General features: G+C 63.3%; 14 protein-coding genes and 1 pseudogene. 10 read left to right on the forward strand and 5 right to left on the reverse strand.

Translation table 11 applies throughout. The features are described from left to right. Nucleotides 1-41: 41 nt before the first annotated feature. The gene (locus tag BMY06_RS30305) at nt 42-1,109 is read right to left on the reverse strand and encodes a LacI family DNA-binding transcriptional regulator (RefSeq protein WP_065059235.1); all 1,068 of its coding nucleotides are present in this window, start codon (nt 1,107-1,109) and stop codon (nt 42-44) included. Nucleotides 1,110-1,405: 296 nt separating this feature from the next. Between BMY06_RS30305 and BMY06_RS30310 the strand changes: the two genes are divergently transcribed. The 8 genes and pseudogenes from BMY06_RS30310 (at nt 1,406) to BMY06_RS30345 (ending at nt 14,944) form a co-directional block, all read left to right on the forward strand. Beyond that, a complete protein-coding gene (locus BMY06_RS30310) occupies nt 1,406-2,686 on the forward strand; it encodes an extracellular solute-binding protein (RefSeq protein ID WP_074986845.1) in 1,281 nt (426 codons plus the stop codon). Between the two features lie 119 nt (nt 2,687-2,805). Further along, a complete protein-coding gene (locus BMY06_RS30315) occupies nt 2,806-3,687 on the forward strand; it encodes a carbohydrate ABC transporter permease (RefSeq protein ID WP_074986846.1) in 882 nt (293 codons plus the stop codon). 3 nt (nt 3,688-3,690) lie between these two features. Next, nucleotides 3,691-4,542 carry a carbohydrate ABC transporter permease gene (locus BMY06_RS30320; protein ID WP_074986847.1) on the forward strand — a complete coding sequence of 284 codons (852 nt, stop codon included), beginning with the start codon at nt 3,691-3,693 and terminating at the stop codon, nt 4,540-4,542. 38 nt (nt 4,543-4,580) lie between these two features. Continuing rightward, nucleotides 4,581-5,711: an ABC transporter ATP-binding protein gene (locus tag BMY06_RS30325; protein ID WP_074986848.1), complete on the forward strand. Its 1,131-nt coding sequence runs from the start codon at nt 4,581-4,583 to the stop codon at nt 5,709-5,711. A 110-nt stretch (nt 5,712-5,821) separates the two neighbouring features. Continuing rightward, nucleotides 5,822-8,224 (forward strand): glycoside hydrolase family 3 N-terminal domain-containing protein, encoded by a 2,403-nt coding sequence (locus tag BMY06_RS30330; RefSeq protein WP_074986849.1) that lies wholly within the window; start codon nt 5,822-5,824, stop codon nt 8,222-8,224. Nucleotides 8,225-8,277: 53 nt separating this feature from the next. Continuing rightward, nucleotides 8,278-9,045 (forward strand): D-xylose 1-dehydrogenase, encoded by a 768-nt coding sequence (gene xylB, locus BMY06_RS30335; RefSeq protein WP_074986850.1) that lies wholly within the window; start codon nt 8,278-8,280, stop codon nt 9,043-9,045. Further along, nucleotides 9,042-9,926, forward strand: a pseudogene (locus BMY06_RS30340) (SMP-30/gluconolactonase/LRE family protein). The gene xylB and the pseudogene BMY06_RS30340 overlap by 4 nt, the downstream one beginning before the upstream one ends. 176 nt (nt 9,927-10,102) lie before the next feature. After that, nucleotides 10,103-14,944 carry an NAD-glutamate dehydrogenase gene (locus BMY06_RS30345; protein WP_074986851.1) on the forward strand — a complete coding sequence of 1,614 codons (4,842 nt, stop codon included), beginning with the start codon at nt 10,103-10,105 and terminating at the stop codon, nt 14,942-14,944. 17 nt (nt 14,945-14,961) lie between these two features. On the opposite strand, the gene BMY06_RS30350 is transcribed toward BMY06_RS30345, so the two are convergent. The 4 genes from BMY06_RS30350 to BMY06_RS30365 form a co-directional block, all read right to left on the reverse strand. Beyond that, nucleotides 14,962-15,780 carry an alpha/beta hydrolase gene (locus BMY06_RS30350; protein WP_074986852.1) on the reverse strand — a complete coding sequence of 273 codons (819 nt, stop codon included), beginning with the start codon at nt 15,778-15,780 and terminating at the stop codon, nt 14,962-14,964. Between the two features lie 182 nt (nt 15,781-15,962). Beyond that, nucleotides 15,963-18,323: a TonB-dependent siderophore receptor gene (locus BMY06_RS30355; protein WP_080180408.1), complete on the reverse strand. Its 2,361-nt coding sequence runs from the start codon at nt 18,321-18,323 to the stop codon at nt 15,963-15,965. Between the two features lie 178 nt (nt 18,324-18,501). After that, the gene (locus BMY06_RS30360; RefSeq protein ID WP_080180407.1) at nt 18,502-19,590 is read right to left on the reverse strand and encodes a FecR family protein; all 1,089 of its coding nucleotides are present in this window, start codon (nt 19,588-19,590) and stop codon (nt 18,502-18,504) included. Next, entirely contained in the window at nt 19,583-20,137 is a 555-nt protein-coding gene (locus tag BMY06_RS30365) for a sigma-70 family RNA polymerase sigma factor (protein ID WP_065059246.1), read from the reverse strand. Before BMY06_RS30365 ends, BMY06_RS30360 begins: the two co-directional genes overlap by 8 nt. Before the next feature lie 707 nt (nt 20,138-20,844). Between BMY06_RS30365 and BMY06_RS30370 the strand changes: the two genes are divergently transcribed. Next, nucleotides 20,845-22,059 carry an MFS transporter gene (locus BMY06_RS30370; protein WP_074986854.1) on the forward strand — a complete coding sequence of 405 codons (1,215 nt, stop codon included), beginning with the start codon at nt 20,845-20,847 and terminating at the stop codon, nt 22,057-22,059. Between the two features lie 58 nt (nt 22,060-22,117). Further along, nucleotides 22,118-23,254 (forward strand): alkene reductase, encoded by a 1,137-nt coding sequence (locus BMY06_RS30375; RefSeq protein ID WP_074986855.1) that lies wholly within the window; start codon nt 22,118-22,120, stop codon nt 23,252-23,254. The last annotated feature ends 44 nt before the right edge of the window (nt 23,255-23,298 follow it).

Consider the following 23,298-nt stretch of genomic DNA (forward strand, 5'->3'; position numbering starts at 1 on the left):
TTATCCGAAGATAATGCGCGCCGCTTTCTATTCAATCACCGTTACGCTTTCGCGCGTTGACGCCCCACACGCCGTGCAGCTTCCGCAGGCCGCCGCGCGGCAGCAGGAGCTTGCGCCGTGGACTGGCGCACCACCAGCTCGGCGGGGAAGGTCGTGCGCTGCGCGACCGCGTCGCTGCCCGCGATCTGCGCGAGCAGCGCATTGACCGCCGAACTCGACATCTGCTGAAACGGTTGACGCACCGTGGTGAGCGCGGGATGAAACTGCTCGGCCATCGGGATATCGTCGAAACCGATCACGGAGATATCGTCGGGCACGCGCAGACCCGCTTCGCGCGCGGCTGCAATCGCGCCAAACGCGCTCTGGTCGTTGGCCGTGAAAATGGCCGTGGGCGGATCGGGCAGGTTGACCAGCCCGGTCGCCACTTCGAAGGCGGTCATCTGTGAAAGATCGCCGGTCACGACGAGCGCCGGATCGAGCTCGATGCCGTGACGCACCAGCGTGTCATGATAGCCGCGCTGCCGGTCGCGCACGCCTTCGATCGCCTCGTCGCCGCCGAGAAACGCAATGCGCTTGTGGCCGAGCGACACAAGATGCTCGACCGCCATGCGCGCGCCGCCGTAATTGTCGACCGACACCGAAGGGAAGCGATTGAGCGTGCCGCGCTGATCGACCACCACGACCGGCACGTGCGCGGTGGCGAGCGCATCGAGGCACATGGTCTCGCGCGGCAGGATCACCAGCAGACCATCGGAAAACTGGCGCACGAGCTTGATGAGTTCCTGATGCGAGTGACTGTCGTCTGACACCGTGTAGACGAGCACTTCGCAACCGGCCGCACGCGCGGCGCGGCCCGCACCCAGAATCAGCTCGCTCGAGAACTGCGTGTCGAGCGTGGGCGTCATGATGCCGATGATGCCGTTGCGTCCGCCCGAGAGCTTCTGGGCGGTGCGATTGACGACGTAACCGATGTCGGACGCGATACGCAGCACTTCGTCGCGCGTTTCTCGCGACACGCCCGGACGCCCGTTGAGCGCACGCGATGCGGTCATCTGCGACACGCCGGCCAGCCTCGCGACGTCGGCCAGCGTGGGATTTTGCTTGGTCATGCGACTAGCTTGTTATGAAAGAGTGAGGCGGCGCGACACGAACCGCAACTGGGCAGGTCTTGGTAACGCTAGCGTTACAGTGGAAATGATTCTAGCAGAACCGCGCAGCACGACACTTCAGGCACGCACAGGCCGTGCAGCAAGCGTTGTACGGAAACGTCGCTCGACCATTGCCCGTGGCGTAGTTCGAGGGTTAACGCTGTCTGGCGAGCCTGTAACGTTACGACTACGATCTTGTAACGTTAAGGATAACGTTAAGCGGTCGCAAACAAAACCAACGACAGGAGACACCCAAGATGGCGTACGCGGTGGTAGCGAAAACGACGCGCGCGGCGGTGCTGTTCGCCGCACTCGCGGCGGCGGGCGTGGTGCACGCGCAGGACGCGAAAGTGATCACGACGTGGGATCAGCAGACCAATGCCAGTTCCAGCAAGATCCTGCGCGCCGCGTCCGACCGCTTCGAGCAAAAAAACCCGGGCTACAAGGTCGAAAACTCGCACATCCTGAACGACGCTTACAAGACCAAGCTGAAAGTGGCGTTCGGTGCGAATCAGCCGCCTTGCGTGTTCGAATCGTGGGGCGGCGGCACGCTCAACGAATATGTGAAGGCCGGCCAGATCGCTGACCTCACGCCGTATCTGCAGAAAGACCCCGCGTATCGCGATCGATTCTTGCCCGCCTCCTGGAAAGCCGTGACTTTCGACGGCAAGACCTATGGCGTTGCGGCCGAAAACGCCTCGGCCGCCGTGATCTTCTATAACAAGGACCTGTTCAGGCAATACGGCCTCAAGGCGCCCGCTACGTGGGACGAACTAATGCACGTGGTGCAGGTGCTCAAGTCCCACGACATCGCGCCATTCGCGCTCGCAAACAAGAATAAGTGGACGGGCTCGATGTACTACATGTATCTCGTCGATCGCATCGGCGGCCCGGACGTCGTGCGCGGCGCGGTGGAAGGCGGTGGCAAAGGCTTCGGCGACCCGGCCTTCGTGGAGGCGGGCAAGTACATTCAGGATCTCGTGAAAGCGGGCGCGTTCGCGCAGGGCTACAACGGCCTCGATTACGATGTGGGCGCCTCGCGCCGCCTGCTGTATTCGGGCCGCGCCGCGATGGAACTGATGGGCGGCTGGGAAGCCTCGACCATCGCCAATGAAAATCCCGCCTTCTCGGCCAAGCTCGACTTCTTCCCGTTCCCGAGCGTGCCGGGCGGCAAGGGCGATCCGCGCGACGTGATCGGCACGGTCGGCGACGGCTTCCTCAGCATTTCGAGCGCGTGCAAATATCCCGATCAGGCGTTCAAGCTGATTCAGTCGCTCACCGACGACGAGTCGATGCGCGCACGCGTGACCGATCACAAGGTGCCGCCGATCAAGGACGTGGCGATTCCCGATCCGTTCCTCAAGCGTCTGCAGGCGCTCATCGTGCAGGCGCCGAATGTGCAGCTCTGGTACGACCAGGCGCTGCCGCCGCGGCTGGGCGAACTGCACAAGGACACGACCCAGGCGCTGTTCGGCCTCTCGGTCACCCCGCAGGCCGCCGCGCAGCAAATGGAAGCCGCGTCGAAGTCGGGCGGCTGATTCACACTATTACGATTCGTCATCCTGATCAATTTATCTTTAAGACCGGCGCGTTCGCGAGAACGTCGCCGGCAGAACGCTCCGTGAATATCGCACTTTCCGCCGTTCCAGAACGCCGCTTGCGATTCTCCGCGCAGTGGCTCGTTGCCGCCACCTTTCTCGCGCCCGCGGTGGTGCTGCTCGCCGTTTTCCTGCTTTATCCGCTTGTTTCCAGCTTGCGGCTTTCCCTGCTCGACTGGAACGGACTCGGCAGCAACGCGCGTTTCGTGGGGCTGTCCAACTGGGCCAAGCTCGCGCACGATGCCGTGTTCTGGCAATCGCTCGCGAACAATGCGCTGCTCGCCGCCGCATCGATCGTAGTGGAGTTGCCGATTGCGCTCGCGCTCGCCGTCATGCTTGAAAAAGCGGGGCGCGGCTCGCGTCTGCTCAAGATTCTTTATTTCCTGCCGCTGCTGATGTCGAGTGTCGCGATCGGCGTGCTGTTCAAGAACGTCTACGATCCGAACTTCGGCCCGCTCAACGCGGCGCTGCATGGACTCGGACTCGACGCGCTCGCGCAGGACTGGCTCGGCGACCCGCATCTGTCGCTCGGCTCGACCATCGCCGTGATCTGCTGGCAGAACACGCCGTTCTACATGATCCTGTTTCTCGCGGGTCTTTCTTCGTTGCCGCAGGAAATCGCGGAAGCTGCGCGGCTCGATGGCGCCTCCGAATGGACCATTTTCTGGCGCATCAAGCTGCCGCATCTGCAAGGCACCGTGCGCACCGCCGTGCTGCTGTCCGTCCTGGGTTCGCTGCGCTATTTCGATCTGATCTACGTGATGACGGGGGGCGGTCCCGAAGGCTCGTCCGAACTCATGGCGACGTATATGTACCGCACCGTGTTCAGCTCATTCCAGCTCGGCTACGGCAGCACCATCGGCTCGGCGATGTTCATCATCGTGTGCGCGGTGGCGGCGATTTCGCTGCGCTTCACGCGTCGTTACGCAACGGAGGTTTAAGCGATGTCGACGCTCCCGCATCAACGCGCATTCAGTCTGCGCAAGCTCCGCGTGGGTGTGCCGCTGCTCGCGCTGATCTGGCTGGCCGTCACGACGGTGCCGTTCATCTTCGTGGTGGCCACGAGCCTGAAAACGCAGGACGAAACCTTCTCCTCGCCGGTCTGGGCCTTGCCGAAACATCTGTATGTCGGCAACTACGCGGCCGTACTCGGAGGCCCGTATTTCACCTACTTCCGCAACAGCCTGTTCGTCGTGGGCGTGTCCGTGGTACTGATCGTGATCGTGAGCGCGATGGCCGCCTATGCGTTCGCGCGCCTGCGCTTCACGTTCAACAAGACCCTGTTCGCGCTCGTCGTGGCAGGGATGATCGTGCCGCTGCATGCCACGCTCGTGCCGATCTATCTGCTCACGCGCAATCTCGGCCTTTACGACACACCGTTCGCGCTGCTCGGGCCATATGTCGCGTTGAGCCTGCCCGTGTCGATTTTCATCCTCACGGAATTCATGCGGCAGATTCCACGCGAACTCGAAGAAGCCGCGCAACTCGACGGCTGCGGCCCGTTCGGCATCTTCTGGCGCGTGTTCTTTCCGTTGTCCGGCCCAGGCCTCGCGACGGTGGCGATCTACAACGGCATTGGCCTGTGGAACGAATTCATCTTCGCCTACATGCTCACCTCCACCTCCGAGCATCGCACGCTGCCGCTCGCGGTATGGGATTTTCAGGGCCAGTATTCGTCGAACGTACCTGCGATGCTCGCCGTCGTCACGCTGACTTCGCTGCCGTTGATCGTGGCGTACGCCTTTGGTCAGGAACGCGTGATCAAGGGGATGATGGCCGGCTCGCTCAAAGGCTGACGCACCGTTTAAACCGACACCGACACCGACATCACGACATGGCAAGCATCTCTCTCGCAAACGTACAGAAGTCTTACGCAAACGGTCAGGCGGTGATTCGCAACGCGCAGCTCGAAGTGGGCAAGAACGAGTTCTGCGTGTTTCTCGGACCGTCCGGATGCGGAAAATCCACGCTGCTGCGCATGATTGCAGGCCTCGAATCGATCAGTGACGGCGAGTTGCGTATCGACGGCCAGCGCATGAATGACGTTGCGCCCGCGCAGCGTCGCGTGGCGATGGTGTTTCAGAATTACGCGCTTTATCCGCACATGAGCGTGTACGAAAACATGGCGTTCGGCCTGCGCCAGGCGAAGATCGATAAAGCGCTCATCGATACGAAAGTGCGCCGTGCCGCCGCCGCGCTGCAACTCGACGCGTTGCTCGAACGCCGTCCCGCAGCGCTGTCCGGCGGACAGCGTCAGCGCGTGGCGATTGGCCGGGCCATCGTGCGCGAGCCGGGCGTATTTCTGTTCGACGAACCGCTTTCGAATCTCGATGCCGCGCTGCGCGTGCAGACCCGCACCGAGATCGCGCGCCTGCATCGCGAGTTCCGTGAAGCGAGCGCCGTGTATGTCACGCACGACCAGGTCGAGGCGATGGCGCTGGCCGACCGCATCGTACTGCTGCAGGCGGGCACGGAGATGGAGCGGCACGGCAGCATCGCGCAGGTGGGCGCGCCGCTCGATCTCTATCACCATCCCCGCAGCCGCTTCGTGGCGGGTTTCATCGGCTCGCCGAAGATGAATTTCTTTGCGGGAACGATCGCGAGCGCGGACGTGGGCGGCGTGCACGTCACGCTGGATAGCGGCGAGCGCGTGCTCGCGCGCGTCGAACCCGGCCACGCAAGTGTCGGTATGAAGGTGACGCTCGGTATTCGCCCGGAGCATCTGCGTCTCGCCGACTCCGTGCGCAACGCGCCTACACTCCCCTGTCGCGTACGGCTCGTCGAGCGTATGGGCGAGCACAGCTATGTGCATCTCGTTCAGCCACGCGCGGGTTCTGCCACGCTGATCGCCAAGCTGCCCGGCGACAGTGCGCTAGCCTTCGATGAGAACGTGACGATCGCGCTGCCGCCCGAAGCCTGCCATCTGTTCGACGATCGGGACATGGCGTTCAAGCGCATGCATTGATCGTTGCGTGCGGGTGATTCAATGAGCCGTCGCGTTGAAATATTAAGCAGGATAACTAATGTGTTCGGGCGAACATTGCGCCTGGCGCACGACCAACCAGGAGTGTTGTGATGTCGCTTGACCATCAAAGCGAGGTGCCCGTTTATCGTCGCGCTGATACGCCGACCGAAGCGCGTGTCGCCGATCTGCTCGCGCGCATGACGATCGACGAAAAAATCGCGCAGTTGCATGCCGTCTGGCTCAAGCTGCGCGCGAATGGCCGTCACGAGTGGCGCACCGAAGACTTCGCGCAGCGCGATACGGGCGTGCCGCTCGACACGCTCCTGCAACACGGGCTCGGTCAGGTCACGCGCCCGCTCGGCACGCACACGGTCGATCCGCAAGAGGGCGTGGAGGCCTTCAACGCGCTGCAACGGCAGATGATCGAGCATACGCGTATGGGCATTCCGGTGATGGCGCACGAGGAGTGTCTCGTCGGGCTGATGATCAAGGACGCCACGCTGTTTCCGTCGCCACTCAATTACGCGGCCACATGGAATCCGGCGCTCGTTGGCCGAGTGGGCGAGGTCATCGGCGAGCAGGCGCGCTCGATTGGCTGTCATCAGGGACTCGCGCCCGTGCTCGACGTTTCGCGCGATCCGCGCTGGGGGCGCACGGAAGAGACGTTCGGCGAAGATCCGTATCTGGTCGGTGTGATGGCGTGCCACTATGTGCAGGGCCTGCAAGGCGAGAAGCGCGACGTACTTGCCACACTCAAGCACTTTGTTGCGCATTCGGCGAGCGAAGGCGCGCGCAATCACGCGCCCGTGCACGTCGGGCCGCGCGAACTCAACGACACCTTCCTGCTGCCATTCGAAATGGCGGTGAAGCTCGCGCACGCAGGATCGATCATGCCCGCGTATCACGACATCGACGGCGTGCCGTGCCATGCGAATCGCGATCTGCTGCAAGGCGTGCTGCGCGATAAGTGGGGCTTCGACGGTTTGATCGTCGCCGATTATGCGGCCGTGAATCTGCTCTACACGCATCACGGCATCGCGCGCGACGCCGCCGATGCCGCGGCGCAATCGTTCAACGCGGGACTCGACATCGAGTTGCCCGGCCACGAGTGTGCGCTGCATCTCAAGGAAGCCCTGGCGCGTGGCGAGATCAGCGAAGTCACGATCGATGCGGCAGTCAAACGCGTGTTGCGTGCGAAGTTCGACATCGGTTTATTCGAACAGCCCTATGCCGACGTGGCGCGCGTGAACGTACGCAGTGAAGCCGCCAGCGATGTGGCTCACGAGGTGGCACTCGAATCTGTGGTGCTGTTGCGCAACGACGGCGTGCTGCCGCTCGCCAACGACGGCAGGCAGAACGTGGCCGTAATCGGGCCGACGGCCGACGATCCGCTGGCGTTGCTCGCGGGTTACAGCTTTCCCGTGCATCTGATCAATAGCGGCGAGAGTGCGCACTCGTCGATGACGACGCCGCTGCAAGCGCTGCGCAATATGCTCGGCGAGGCGCACGTCAGCTACGCGCAGGGCTGCGCGATTATCGAGGAACGCCGCGCGGGCGCGCCGGTCTTTCCGGGCGACGTCTCGCTCGACACGCGTGAAGTGGGCACCCGCGACGCACTGATCAGTACCAACACCACGCACATTATCGCCGCCGCCGAAGCGGCACGCGCCGCCGATGTAGCGATCGTGTTTGTCGGCGACCTCGCGGGCCTGTTCCAGTCGGGCACCGTGGGCGAAGGCTCGGATACGGACAGCCTCGCGCTTCCCGGCGTGCAGCAGGCGCTGCTCGACGCCGTGCTCGCGACCGGCACGCCCACGGTCGTCGTGATGACGGGCGGGCGCCCTTACAACCTCGGCGGCCAGGAGGAACGCGTCGCTGCCCAGTTGATGGCGTTCGCGCCGGGCGAGAAGGGCGGCGAAGCGCTCGCCGCTCTGCTGGTTGGGCGCGAGAATTTCAGCGGCCGCCTGCCGCTTTCCGTGCCGACCAGCGCGGGCGCAGTGCCTTACGTCTATAACCATCGGCTCAAAAGCGCGGGCACGCCGGTTGCGTGGCATTTCGGCTCGCGTTATCCGTTTGGATTCGGACTCGGCTACACGCGCTTCGCTTATGAAGCGCTCGACATCGCGACGCCCACTGCGCCCATCGAAACCGGCACCTTCGCGTTTTCATTCACGGTGAAGAACACAGGCGCTCGCAGCGGCGTGGAAGTCGTGCAGATTTATCTGCGTGATCGCGTGGCGTCAAGTGCGCGTCCGGTGCGTGAATTGAAGGCGTTTTCACGCGTGACGGTGCAAGCGGGCGGCGCGGCGCTCGTGCATGTTCGTCTGCCCGTCGACATGTTGAATTTCACCGATGGTCGCGGCGAGCGCATTGTCGAACCCGGCGAATTCGATCTGATGATTGGCAGTTCAAGCCGCGATATTCACTTGCACGCGACGCTTGCCGTCACGGGTAAAGCGACGCGTACGCTGCCGCGCGACTGGCGCATGACGAGCGATGTGAGCGTCGATTGAATATCCCGTGCGCGTGCCATCACGCATCGATTGAACCGGAAGCGAAATAACCCATGTCTTATGCAATTTATCCGAGCCTGAGCGACAAGGTGGTCGTGATCACGGGCGGCGGCACCGGCATTGGCGCCGCCATGGTGGAGGCGTTCAGCGCACAAGGCGCGTGCGTGCATTTTCTGGACGTAGCCGACGAACCGTCGCTCGCGCTCGTCGAGGCGTGCAGGCAGACGCAATACGAACCCGTCTACCATCGCTGCGATCTGCGTGATATCGACGCCCTGCAACGCTATTTCGAAGCCATCGCTCAGGCTGCTGGTGACGTACAGATTCTCGTCAACAACGCAGCCAACGACGACCGTCATGACGTCGGCGACGTCAGCGCGGCTTACTGGGACGATCGGCTCGCCGTGAATCTGCGCCATCAATTCTTTTGTGCACAAGCCGTCGTCGACGGCATGCGCAAGCAGGGCGCAGGCGCGATCGTCAATCTCGGCTCGATTTCCTGGCATCTGGCCACGCCGAATCTCAGCGTGTATATGACCGCCAAAGCGGGAATCGAGGGCCTCACGCGCGGGCTCGCGCGCGATCTCGGTGAATACGGTATTCGCGTGAATTGCGTGATTCCCGGTGCGGTTCGCACCCCGCGTCAAATGAAGCTCTGGCAATCGAACGAAAGCGAATCGGAGCTGCTCGGGCAGCAATGCCTGCACGCCCGCATCGAACCCGAGCATGTCGCGCGCATGGTGTTGTTTCTCGCTTCCGACGACGCCGCGCGTTGCACGGGCCGCGATTATTTCGTCGACGCCGGCTGGTACGGCGCATGAATACGCTGACACCCGAGGTCGAATGGAACGTGGGCGCGCTGCTCGGCGAAGGCCCCGTGTGGGTGGAGCGCGAGCGCGCGCTGTATTTCGTCGATATCAAACGACGCCGCGTGCATCGCTATGTACCCGAAAGCGGCGAGCGCAGCAGTTGGGAGGCGCCCGCGCAAACCGGTTTCGTGCTGCCGCACGCGGACGGCGGCTTTGTCTGCGGATTGCAGGGCGGGCTGCATCGCTTCACGCCGGAAAACGCGCGCTTCGTGTTGTGCGTGCCGGTTGAAAGCGGTCTGCCCGGCAACCGGCTCAACGACGCGCATGTCGATACCGAAGGGCGCCTGTGGTTCGGCTCGATGGACGACGCGGAACGGGAACCAACCGGCTCGCTCTGGCGCGTCGAGGGCGATCAGGCGCCGCGCGTGCACGACAGCGGCTACATCATCACGAACGGTCCCGCGATGAGTCCGGATTTTCGCACGCTGTATCATGTCGATTCGCTGCGCCGCGCCATTTATACATTCGACGTGGGCGATGACGGTGAACTCTCGTCGAGGCGGCTCTTTAGTACGCACGCGCCGCCGGGCGATCCCGATGGCTTTGTCGTCGATGCCGAAGGCTAGGTCTGGGTCGCGACGTTCGGCGGCGCGCGCATCGAACGCTACGCGCCGAATGGCATGAGCGTCGGGCACGTTGCCTTTCCCTGTTCGAACGTGACGAAACTCGCATTCGGCGGCGACGATCTGCGGACGGCTTATGTGACCACCGCGCGCAAAGGTCTGGACGAAGTGGCGCTCGCCCGCGAGCCGTTTGCGGGCGCGTTGTTTTCGTTCCGTGCGCCCGCCGCCGGCCAGAAGCAATCGCTATGCCGTATCGTTTGCCCCGATTAAACAGCTCCGTGCGTGTGTTCGACGCAATAACGTTTTAAAACATTCATTCTCAACGCGAACTCGGGCATGCTCGCGTAAGTAGAACACCGCACACGCAGTCATCGTTCAATCACCTTGCCGGTGCATAATGGCTTTACCGCCGATGCAGTCGATGGCCATCCGTCGAGGAGTCCGCCATGCAAGCGAGGAACGAGGAATTCGTCGCCCATCTGCTCTCCGATGTTCTGGCATTCGCGAGAGCGCGATTGCCGGAACCCGCCTTTCAAACGGTTGAACCGTTCCTGCACCACTATTACGATTTCGTCGATGCCGAGGATTTGCGCAGCCGCAGCATCGCCGATCTCTATGGCGCGGCGATGGCGCACTGGCAAACGGCGCAGCGTTTCGTGCCCGGCTCCGAGCGCATGCGGGTCTATAACCCGATTCTCGAACAGCACGGCTGGCATTCCGATCACACGGTCATCGAAATCGTGAATGACGATATGCCGTTTCTGGTCGATTCGGTGTCGATGGCCGTCAACAAGCTCGGGCTCGCGCTGCATTCGGCCATGCATCCGGTGTTTCGCGTCTGGCGAGGCAAGGAAGGCGGCATCGAGCGTATTGACGTCGGGGCGTCCGGCGCCGAAGACGGGCCGTCGCAACTCACGTCGTTTATTCATTTCGAAGTCGACCGCTGCGGCGATGCAGCAAAACTCGACGAATTGCGCCGCGATATTGCCAAAGTGCTGGGCGATGTGCGCGCCGCCGTCGAGGATTGGCCGAAAATCGTCGAGGTGGCGCGCGAAACCATCAAAGGCATGAAGGCCCGGGAAACGAGCGCGGAAGAGCTCGAAGCCCGTGCGTTTCTCGAGTGGATGGTGGCCGACCATTTCACGTTTCTCGGTCAGCGCGACTATGCGCTCGTCGAGCATGGCGACGGTTTCGGGTTGCGCGGCGTAGGCAATTCGGGTCTCGGTATTCTGCGCGAATCGTTGCGCACGCCCGACACCCCCGACATTACGCCGCTGCCGCCCGCCGCGGCGGACATCATCGCGGGCGCCTCGCCGATCTTTCTGACGAAAGCGAATTCGCGCGCAACGGTGCACCGGCCCGGTTATCTCGACTATGTCGGCGTGAAACTCGTTGGCGCGGACGGCAAGATTTGCGGCGAGCGCCGTTTCGTCGGTCTATATACCTCGACGGCGTATATGGTGCCCGCCGCCGACATTCCGATCGTGCGCCGCAAGTGCGCGAATATCGTGCGCCGCGCGGGCTTTTTACCGAAAGGGCATCTCGGCAAATCGCTCGTGACCGTCCTCGAAACCTATCCGCGCGACGAACTGTTTCAGGCCACGGAAGACGAGCTTTACGATATCGCGCTTGGTGTATTGCGTTTGCAGGAGCATCAGCGCACGCGTCTGTTCGTGAGGCGCGATCGTTTCAATCGTTTCGTCTCCTGCCTCGTTTATGTCTCGCGCGATAAATACAATACCGATTTGCGCCGACGCATCGCCAATCTGCTCGCTTCGGCATTCAACGGAATTTCCGTGGAATTTACGCCGCTGCTTTCCGAATCGGCCATTGCGCGTATTCATTTTGTCGTGCACGCCGAGCCCGGCACGATGCCCGATGTCGATACGCGTGAACTGGAAGCGCGGCTCGTGCAGGTCACGCGGCGTTGGCAAGACGATCTCGCCGATGCATTGCTCGACGCATTTGGCGAAGAGCAGGGCACGCGCTTGCTGCATCGTTACGGCGATTCGTTTCCCGCCGGTTATCGCGACGATTATCCGGCGCGCACGGCGGTCCGCGATATCGAATTGATCGAACGTGTGCAGGGCAGTGCGGGCATCGCCATGAATCTGTATCGGCCCATCGAATCCGGGCCGCGCGCGTTTCGTTTCAAGGTGTATTGCGCGGGCGAAGCGATTGCGCTCTCGCGCAGTTTGCCGATGCTCGAACATCTCGGCGTGCGCGTGGATGAAGAGCGGCCTTATGTGATTCAGGTGCCGGGCTGCGATCCCGCGTGGGTGCACGATTTCGGGCTCGAACTCGCCGACGATGCCGAATTCGATATCGAACGCGTGAAAGATCTGTTCGAGGACGCGTTCGAAGCCGTATGGAGTGCGCGCATCGAGAATGACGATTTCAATCGCCTCGTTTTGCGCGCGTATCTGGGCGCACGCGAGGTGACGATATTGCGCGCCTACGCGAAATATCTGCGCCAGGTGGGCTCGACATTCAGCGACGCTTATATCGAACGCGCGCTAACGGGCAATCCGGCCATTGCGCGGCAACTGGTCGAATTGTTTATGGTGCGTTTCGATCCACACGTAGAAGCGGCGCGCGAACAGCGCGCCGAACTTGCGCTCAAGGCCATTGAAACCGCGCTCGATCAGGTGCCGAATCTCGACGAGGATCGCATTCTCCGCCAGTTTCTCGGCGTGATCAACGCGACGGTCCGTACCAATTATTTCCGTCACGAGCCGAATGGCGCGCCGCGTCCATCGCTGTCGTTCAAGTTCGATCCGTCGAAAGTTCCCGGATTGCCCGAACCGAAACCGATGTTCGAAATCTGGGTGTATTCGCCGCGTGTGGAAGGCGTGCATTTACGCGGCGGACGCGTCGCGCGGGGCGGCCTGCGCTGGTCCGACCGTCGCGAGGATTTCCGCACGGAAGTGCTCGGCCTGATGAAAGCGCAGATGGTGAAGAACGTGGTGATCGTGCCGGTTGGTTCGAAGGGCGGCTTCGTCGTCAAGAATCCGCCGCCGCCCAGCGATCGCGAAGCGTGGATGCGCGAGGGCGTGGCCTGTTATCAGACCTTTTTGCGCGGCCTGCTCGATCTCACCGACAATCTCGTGAATAACGCCATCGTGCCGCCGCCCGATGTCGTGCGTCACGATCCGGACGATCCTTATCTCGTCGTCGCCGCCGACAAAGGCACGGCCACGTTTTCCGATTATGCGAACGCCATTTCCGCCGAATATGGTTTCTGGCTCGACGACGCTTTCGCGTCGGGCGGCTCGGTGGGCTACGACCACAAGAAAATGGCGATCACCGCGCGCGGCGCGTGGGAATCGGTCAAACGCCACTTCCGCGAAATGGGCGTGGATACGCAGACGAGCGACTTCACCGTGGTCGGTGTCGGCGATATGTCGGGCGACGTATTCGGCAATGGCATGCTGCTGTCACCGCATATCAAGCTCGTGGCGGCATTCGATCATCGCCATGTGTTTCTCGATCCCGCGCCCGACCCGGCGCTGAGTTTCGCGGAGCGCAAGCGGCTCTTCGCACTGGAGCGATCGAGTTGGGCCGATTACGATACTGCCGCGATTTCAGCGGGCGGCGGTATTTTTCCGCGCACCGTCAAGACGATTCCGCTTTCGCCCGCGGTGCGCGAGGTACTCGGTATCGAGGCAATTGCGCTGACGCCGAACGAACTCATTCGCGCGATTCTCCAGGCGCCGGTCGATCTGCTTTATAACGGCGGGATTGGCACGTATGTGAAAGCCGCGCGCGAAACGCACGCGCAAGTGGGCGACCGTGCCAACGACGCTGTGCGCGTGAACGGTTCGGATCTGCGTTGCAAGGTGGTGGGCGAGGGCGGCAATCTCGGCGTCACGCAACTCGGGCGCATTGAATTCGCGCAACGCGGCGGCCGTATCAATACGGACGCGATCGACAATTCAGCGGGCGTCGATTGTTCCGATCACGAAGTCAACATCAAGATTCTGCTCGGACTGGTGGTATCCGATGGTGAAATGACCACCCGGCAGCGCAATACGTTACTCGCGGAAATGACCGACGAAGTCGGCCTGCTCGTATTGAGCGACAACTATTATCAAACTCAGTCGCTCTCGATTGCGGGCCGCTATGCAGTGCCGCTGCTCGATGCGGAAACGCGCGTGATGCGCTGGCTCGAACGCGCCGGGCGACTCAATCGCGTGATCGAATTCCTGCCGACCGATGAGGAAGTGGCCGAGCGCCAGGCGTCGAAACTCGGCCTCACGTCGCCCGAGCGCGCCGTGCTGCTCGCGTACAGCAAAATGTGGCTCTACGATGCGCTGCTCAATTCCGATGTCCCCGAAGATCCGCTCGTCGCGGCCTTGCTGATCGATTATTTTCCGAAGCCTTTGCAGCAGCGTTTCAGCGAACCGATGCAGCGGCATCCGTTGCGCCGCGAAATTCTCGCGACGCATCTGACCAATGCGCTTATCAATCGCGTGGGTTGCGCGTTCGTGCACCGACTCATGGAGGAGACCGACGCGCAGCCCGACGAAATCGTGCGCGCCTGCATCATGGCGCGCGATGTGTTCGATCTCGACGAGATCTGGCGCGCGATCGACGCGCTCGACAATCGCGTGCCCGACGATGTGCAGGCACGCATGTTCGTCGATATTGCGCGCTTGCTCGAACGCGCGGCGCTGTGGTTCCTGCGCCATCTGCAGGCGGGCGCGGTGGATCGCGACGGTGTGGGTTCGCTGCTGGCGCGCTGCCGTGATGCCGCTCAACGCCTCGCGCCGCAATTACCCGCGCTTTTGCCGGAAGCCGATCTCGAAGCGCTCTCGGTGCGCCAGGGCGAACTCGTGAACGCGGGCGTGGAGAGCACGCTCGCTCTGCGCGCAGCGAGCGGCGAAATTCCGGTGGCGCTGCTCGATATCGCCGAAGTGGCAGCGGCCTGCGGACGTCCGCTCGAACTGGTCGCGTCCGCATACTTCGCGCTCGGCACGCGGCTGAATTATGGCTGGATTAGCGAACGCGCGGCCACTTTGCCCACGCCCACGCATTGGGACACGATGGCGCGCGCGGCCGCGCTCGCCGAAGTGGCGCGGCTCAAGCGCGCGCTCACGACCAGCGCGCTCGCCCAGTCGCCCAACACGGCCGACGCCGAAGCGATCGTCGACGCATGGTGCGCGCAGCACGAAGCGGCGCTCGAACGCTATGGCCATCTGCTCGCCGAATTGCGTGCGTCGAGCAACGTGAGCCTCTCCGTGCTGCTGGTGATCGCGCGCGCGATGGCGGCGCTCGAACGTGCTTGAATGTGCCAGCGTGCCGATTACGGCACGCTTCGCGCCGCGAGCGCCACGGCTTCGCTGATCGCAGCGGGCAGATACGACACGTGATTCTGCCCCGCGTAGATCTGCAAGTCGGCGTCGAAACCGAGCGCGGGCGTCGTGTGCAGGAGGTCCGCGAAGGTGCGTGCGTTGTCGAGCATCGCCGCGTGCGTCACGCGCTCGACGCGCGCGGGCGGCGCATTGGGCGCGAGTTTCTGTTCGTCGCCGCCGATGCGGATGGCGAGCGGAATGCGCGCTTGCGCGTGGTGCGAGTTTTTTCCCGCCGACGATTGCGCGCTCGCGCGAACATTCGCCAGCAACTCCGCGCCATTCCACCAGATCGACGGACTCGCCGCCATATATCGCGAGTATGCCTGCGGATGCGCGAGCGCATCGTTCAGCACGAAATAGCCACCGAGCGAATGCCCGAACAACATGCGGGCGCGCGGCGCAAGCTGCGTGCGGGCTTCGATGGCGCGCGGCAAGGTCTCGTTCACGAAGGTCTCGAACGCCTGCGCGCCGCCGGTGTCGAGCGGTTTGCCTTGCGCGTCGTTCGGCACGCCCCAGCCGTCGCGCGCCGGCGTGGTGAAGTCGCGAAAACGCTGGCTTTCATCGAAAAGGGCGTCGTTATCGGCGGCGATGGCGGCGATCGTCACCGGACCGATCAGCTTCGCCTGCAGGCGCGCCGCGCTTACGGCGAGCGCGAAGGTCGCGTTGCCGTCGAGCAGCACGAGCAAGGGCTGAGGGCGGCCTGAAACGGACGACGCGGGGTGATACAGCCAGATGCGATAGCGCGGCCCGTTCGGCGTGGCGTCGATCACGAACGATTCGGTGTCGGGAAGCAGGGCGTTTGCGTCGCCTGATAATTTAGCATCCGAATTAGTTGTCGTGACAGCAGAAGCCGCATCCGGCGTTGCCGCCCACGCAGCCGCCGCCATCGACATTCCCGCGAAGACACACACCGTGCGTCGCACGAAAGCGCGTGAGGATTTCATCGTGAGACTCACCATTGATAACGCGCCGTGCCAATCACTTCGCGACGTACGCCCCAGAAACATTGCGTCGCGCTCGCGCACGCCGCCACATATTGACGATCGAACAGATTCGACGCATTGAGCGCGAAACGCCAATTGCGCATTTCATAATGCAAGGCGAGATCGACGAGGGTGAATGAACCGACCTTGAACGAATCGTCGGCGGCGCCATACGTGCTGCCGATATAACGCACGCCCGCGCCCATGCCGAGACCCTTGAACGTACCGCGATGCAGCGTGTAGTCGGCCCACAGCGAAGCGGTATTCTTTGGCACGGCGGCCGGCGTGTGACCCAGCGAACTATCGTTCGCGCTCGCCACATACGCACTCGTATAGCTGTATGCCGCGATCAGCGAAAGATCGCGCGTGATGTTCAAATGCGTTTCCAGTTCGACGCCACGGCTTTTCACCGCGCCGGTCTGCACGCGGTAATTCGCGTTGTTCGGATCGGGCGTCGACACGTTGGTTTGCTGAAGATCGTAGAGCGACAGCGTGGTGAAACTCGTCGTGCCCGGAATCTGATACTTCACGCCCACTTCGAATTGACGGCCCGTCGACGGCTTGAGCGAGCTGCCGTCCGCCGTCGTGCCCGACGTGACCGGCTGGAACGAGCGCGAGAAACTCGCGAACGGCGAAATGCCGTTGTCGAATGCGTAGAGCACGCCCGCGCGCCACGTGAATGCGCGATCGAATTGATACGACGACGTGTGCTTCACATATTCATTCGCGCTGGTGGACGCGTAATCCTCGCGCGCGCCGAGCACGAACGACCATTTGCCGATCGTCATCTGATCCTGCACGTAGAGGCCGAGATCGTCGGTGCGCTGGCGCGTGTAGCTCGCGAGCTTGGGCGCGGTCAGCGACTGGCCGTAGATCGGATCGGTAATGTCGAGCGAGGGCGCCTTGCCCGACGAAAGACGGCGGTCGGACATCGTCATCTGATAGTCGAGACCCATGAGCACCGCATGACGCACGGGGCCGGTGTTGAAATCGGCTTCGAGCTGCGTGTCGGTCGAGAGCGCATCGAGATGCTCGAGCGAAGCCGTGGTCAGGCGATTGAGGTAGCGGTTGCTAGAGTTCGTGTAGCCGCTCGAATAGACCGTTTGATAATCGCTCCACATATGCGTGTAGCGCGCGTTCTGACGCACCGTGAAGACGTCGTTGAAGCGGTGCGTGAACGCATAGCCGATGCTCGCCTGCTCGCGGCGGAAGTGATCGTAATCGGGTTCGCCGTCGTTGAAGCCGGTGCCGATCTGCCCATTGGGGTTATACGAAACCGTGCCGTAGCGCGGCAAAAAACCGTAATAGCCGTTGTTCGGATCGTATTGATAACTCGCGAGCAGCGTGAATTCCGTGTTCGCATCGGGACGCAACGTGAGCGAGGGCGCCACGTAAATGCGCTGCTCCTTCGTGCCGGAGACTTGCGTGTCCGCATCGCGCGCGAGACCGACGAAGCGATAGAGCACGCGCTTGTCCGCGTCGACCGCGCCGCCGAGATCGAACGCGCCTTCCCAGCGATTGTGCGTGCCCGCGCCGAGCATCACTTCATTCACGTGATCGGCTTCGGGACGCTTGCTTTCGAGCACCACCACGCCGCCCGGATTCGCCTGACCATACAGAATCGAACTCGGTCCGCGCAGCACTTCGATACGCTGCAAACCGTATTGCTCGATCTGCGGCACCGCATACGAAAGACCGCGCCCGAGATTGAGGCCGTCGAGAAAATTCACGTACACGGCATTGCCGCCGAAGCCGCCGAAACCGCGCATCTGCAAACTGTCGTAGCGATCGCCGATACCGCGCGTTTCCGGCACGATACCCGCCGAATAACGCAGTGCCTGCGCGACCGACTGCACGTTCTGCTCGTCCATCTGCTTGCGCTCGATGATCGACACCGATTGCGGCGTGCGCGTGAGCGGCGTGGACGATTTGAGCGCCGCGCCGGCAACCGTCGGATCGTGCGCATCGGCTTCGCTTTGCGCGCGGATCGTCATCGCGGGCAGCGATGTTTCGGCGGCTACGTTCGCGTCGGTGCCGGGCGGTTCGGGATCGACTTCGAGCACGAAGGCCGCGTTCTGGCCGCGCACCGCGCGCAAACCCGTGCCGCGCAGGACCTGCGTGAGCGCGCCGGCTGCATCGGCGCGGCCCGTGAAGCCGGGCGACTGCTTGCCGGCGACGAGCGAACTCGCGTAAGCGAGCTGCACGCCGCTGGCTTCGGCGAAGCGGTTGAGCGCCGTGTTGAGGTCGGAAGGCGCGATGCGATAGTCGATACGCGCATCGCGTTGCGTGGATTGCGTCGCTTGAGCAGTTTGCTGGGCGAGCGCGGGCAACGAAGCGCCGAAGAGAGCGGCAGCCGCCGCACTGATCGCGAGTGGTCGAAGTGATGCTTGCGTGAACAACGAAATTCCCCTGATTGTTTGGTCTTACTGAGGGAATAGACGTTGTGCGGAGAAAAAACCGGACGTCGCGCGCGAAATATTTTTGCGCGACGTGTTTATCGCGTGAGGCTCACGACGGCGCCGACAAGATCACGACGCGGCCCGCAATGCGCGTGGCTTGCAAACGCAACGTTTCGGCGAGGGTGTCGAGCGCCTGGGCCGGCGCTCCGATGGCGAAATTGCCCGATACGCGCAACGTCGCCGCGCTGCCGCGCACGTAGATGAAATGGCCTTTCCAATAGCGGTTGAGCGCGGCGGCCACGTCGGCGAGCGGCGCATCGGTGAACACCATGCGCCCGCGCTGCCACGCGGTGACCGAGTAGGCATCCACCACGGCGGCGGCCGGCGCGCGCACCGCGTCGCCATAGGCGACGCTTTGGCCCGCGCCCGCTTCCAGATTGCCCCACGCGTTGCGCACGTCCACGCGTCCCTGCGTGACCGTGACGAGCGATTCGCCGCTGTGCTGGGCGTCGTCGCCGGGCAGACTCGCCTGGAAGGCCGTGCCGATGTCGACGACCTCGCCATCGCCCGCGCGCACGACAAAGCGGCGCGCGTCGCCGTGCTTCACGTCGAACGCGGCGCGTCCGCGCGCCAGCACGATGCGGCGCTCGTGCGCGTCGTAGCGCACGTCGATGGCCGAATCGGCGTCGAGCTTCACGATGCTGCCGTCGTCGAGCGCGAACGTGCGCACTTCGCCCGATGATGTCGACAAATCGGGCGCATGCACATACCACGCCGCGCCGACGCCGAGCGCCACGCACAGCGATGCAAAGGCCGCGCGCGGCGGCGTGAAGATCGAAGCCAAAGCGAAACGCGCGGCAGGGCGCCTGGCGCGCGGTTCCATGCGTTGTTCGACAGGTTGCTCGGCGCGCCGGTCGACGCGCTGTGCGGCAGCATCAGTGCGCGCTGAAACGTGCAGCGCATCGGCGCTGCGCCATTGCGCCAGCGCGTCGTCGAAGGCCGCGCAATGCAGCGGCGAGCGCGCGCGCCAGCGGGCGAGACGCGCATCGTCGGGCGTTGCGCGGCCCGCGTCGATCCGCACGACCCAGACGGCCGCCTCGGCGCGAACGCGGCGCGCATGCGCGGCCGCCCGCGCGTCGCTCGGGGTGTCGGCTGAAGTGGAAACGGACATGGCCGGTTGCGGGAATTCCTTAGTCATGAGCCGGCGGGATGTCGTCGCCGTGCGCGCCTCGATCGAACTCGACGAGACCCAGCAAGGCGCGCCGCAAATGTTTTTCGACCATGTTCTTGCTGATCTGCAGACGCTCGGCGATCGCTTCGTGCGAGAGCCCGTGCACCTTGCGCAGCACGAACACTTCGCGGCAGCGCGCAGGCAGCGCGTTCACGGCGCTTTCGAGCGCGCGCGCCGTCTGCATGGCCTCGGCGAGCTGGCTCGGATCGACCGGATCGATCGCCAGATCGGCGAAGGCGTCATTATCGTCGTCGAGCGGCGTCACGTCGATGCGTGCGTGCGCCGACGCGCGGCTTTCGCGGAAACGGTCGATCATGAGGTTCTCGATCACGCGCACGAAGAACGCGCGCGGCTGCCGGACCTCCGCGGTGCCGGGCAAGGACGCCACTTTGACGAACGCGTCATGAACCAGATCCGCCGCGGCTTCCGCCGACTTCATGCGGCGCGCGGCGAACGCGACGAGCGTCCGGTAATGCGCGGCAAAGGCGTTGGCGAGGCTGGAAGACGGCTGCACGGATCGGTCTGCACGGCACCAGTGCCGCACGGGCGGCCGGTTTCATGTCACTTACGGTTATTTTACGAATGAGAATTATTATCGTTTATTGGGTTTGATGCAAGGTGGTTGGGGATGGGGGCGTTTGGTTGATACTGAAAAGTGCGATAACTTAGATTATGTAAAGTCGCAGAGCCTCGCCTCTGTGCGAGGCGCCAAGTCCGTCATCGTCATTCAATGTTTGGCATGGAGCGTGGGTTGCTGAGGCCATTCCCGACGCCTGTGCGGACCACTCAATCCTGTTCGGTAGATCGCTCTTTACGCGGCCGGCTGCTGCTACGACATCAATGCCTTCGCGCGAACGTTTCGCCGGCACGCATCGCGTAAAAGATGCGAGTGCAACAGGATCCGCAACTTCAGTAACCGCCGCCACGCGCCCATCGTTCAAACTTCCAGACGCTCCGATCGATTGTGAGCGGCATTGTCAATCGCGCCCTCCACAACTCGCGTCGAATCGACATCGTGCGAATCCAAAAAACGGACCGCAATTCGCAAAGCGCGGACTCTCCGACCTGCACATACTGCACCTGACACTGCGCTTTCATTGCAATTTACGCAACGCGGGGTTGCGTTGTGTTCGGCTTCCACAAGGCCGGCGACTCTTCTAACGTTGCGATCTGTTGAGTCTTCCGCGTCAGTGGCACGCGGCCACCGCTCAAGGAGCAAACATGTCCATGCCCTCTCGCGCCCTCGGCGGCAAATCGGATTCCGTCCAACTCACGTCGGGACTCGTCGCGCTGTTTGCCTTCGCTTGCGGCGCGATCGTTGCGAACCTGTACTACGCGCAACCGATCACGCTGCTGATCGGCTCGTCGCTCCACATGTCCGCCGACTCCGCGAGCCTCGTCGTCTCGCTCACGCAGATCGGCTATGCGCTCGGCCTGTTCTTCATCGTTCCGCTCGGGGACCTGCTGGAAAACCGCAAGCTCATGATCGTGACCGCACTGGTGTCGATCGCGAGCCTCACGGCGGCGTCGCTCGTACATTCGGCAAGCTGGTTTCTCGTGCTCTCCTTCCTGATCGGCTTCAGTTCAGTCGCCGTGCAGATCCTGATTCCGCTCGCGGCGCACCTCGCGCCCGACCACTCGCGCGGACGCATCGTCGGCACCATCATGGGCGGGCTGCTGCTCGGCGTGCTGCTCTCACGCCCGCTCGCGAGCGTGGTCGCCGACCACCTGGGCTGGCGCGTCGTGTTCGGCGGCGCGGCGGTTCTGATGGCGCTCGTCACGGCCGTGCTCGCGCTCACGATCCCGCAGCGCCGTCCCGAGCACCGCGCCACTTACCTCGAATTGCTCGGCTCGCTCGTCGCGCTCACCCGAAGCCTGCCCGTGTTGCGTGATCGTGCGCTCTACCAGGGCCTCATGTTTGCCACGTTCAGTCTCTTCTGGACGGCGGTGCCGATCGAACTGACGCGCCAGTACCGGCTCACGCAGTCGGAGATCGCACTGTTCGCACTCGTGGGCGCAATCGGCGCCACCTCCGCGCCCGTGGCGGGCCGACTGGCCGACGCCGGTCATTCCGTGCGGGCCACGCTCGTCGCCCTGGTGACGGCCGCGCTGTCTTTCCTGCCAGCCCTCGTGCATCCGGCATGGGGCGTGTTCGGCCTCGTCGTCACCGGCATCACGCTCGATTTCGCGGTGCAGATGAACATGGTGCTCGGCCAACGCGAGATCTACGCGCTGCATGCGTCGAGCCGCAACCGCCTCAACGCGCTTTACATGACGAGCATCTTCGTGGGCGGCGCGATCGGCTCGGCGCTCGCCAGCACGCTGTTCGCGCGCGGCGGCTGGACGCTCGTTGCCGGCGTCGCCCTCGTTTTCCCGCTCATTGCGTTTGTCCACTTTCTTTTCGTCGGACGCACCCACGTGCGCACCGGCCGATAGACCCCGAAGTTTGTACCCACAGTTCAACTGCAGGAAAGTGACCCACAGGAAACTCGCCATGTCTTCGTTGCTGACTCCTTACGACCTGTCCGGTCTCGCGCTGCCCAACCGGATCGCGATGGCGCCCATGACGCGCGCACGCGCGCCACATCAAGGCGAAGCCACCGCGCGGATGGCGCAGTATTACGCGCAGCGCGCGTCGGCGGGCCTCCTGATCAGCGAGGCCACGAACGTCAGTTCGCACTCCGCCGCGTTCGAACTGGCGCCGGGCCTCGTGACCGACGCCCAGGTGCAGAGCTGGAAACCCGTGACCGAAGCGGTGCACGCGAAGCACGGACGCCTGTTCGTGCAACTCTGGCACAGCGGCCGCGTGAGTTCGCTGGCGCTACTCGACGGCAATCAGCCGCTCTCGCCTTCGGGCCTGAACGACGATCTGGAGCAACTGCAAGTGTGGGGGCAACTGCAAAACGGCTTCTACACGAAGATCCACGCCACGCCGTCGCGCGCCATGACGACCGACGAAATCGTCCAGGCCATCGCAGAGTACCGGCGCGCTGCCATCAATGCGCTCGCCGCCGGTTTCGACGGCGTTGAAATCCACGCCGCCAATGGCTATCTGCTGCATCAGTTCCTCTCGTCGACGACGAATACGCGCGAAGACCAGTTCGGCGGCTCGCTTGCCAACCGCACGCGCTTTCTCGCCGAAGTCATCAAGGCCGTGGGCGAAGTCATGCCGCTCGCCAAAGTGGGCGTGCGCGTTTCGCCGTATGCGGCCTACAACAACGTGCGCGACGCCGATCCAGATGGCACTTACGCGTACGTCGCGCGCATGCTCGACGAAGCGGGCATCGCGTATCTGCACGCGGCCGACACGAACGGCTGGAGCGGCCAGCCGGACTTGCCCCGCATGATTGAGACCCTGCGTCCCGCGTTCAAGGGCACGCTGATGCTCAACGGCTCCATTACGCCTTCGGCCGCCGATCGCCTGATCGCCGCGGGCGACGCCGATCTCGTCTCGTTCGGCCGCGCGTACATCGCGAACCCGGACCTCGTCGAGCGTATTGCCGGGAATCTCGAACTGGCCGCGCCGCGCCCGGTGGGCTGGTATGGCGGCGACGATGTCGGCTACGTCGATTACCCGCCGCATGGCGCTCCCTCCGGCGAACCGTCCGCCGCCGACGCCCTCTCCTCGTGAAGCCTTACCGCAAAGGCGCCCATGAACGAGGAAGCGAGGAGATA

Source organism: Paraburkholderia tropica, assembly GCF_900109265.1.
GTDB classification, from domain to species: domain Bacteria; phylum Pseudomonadota; class Gammaproteobacteria; order Burkholderiales; family Burkholderiaceae; genus Paraburkholderia; species Paraburkholderia tropica.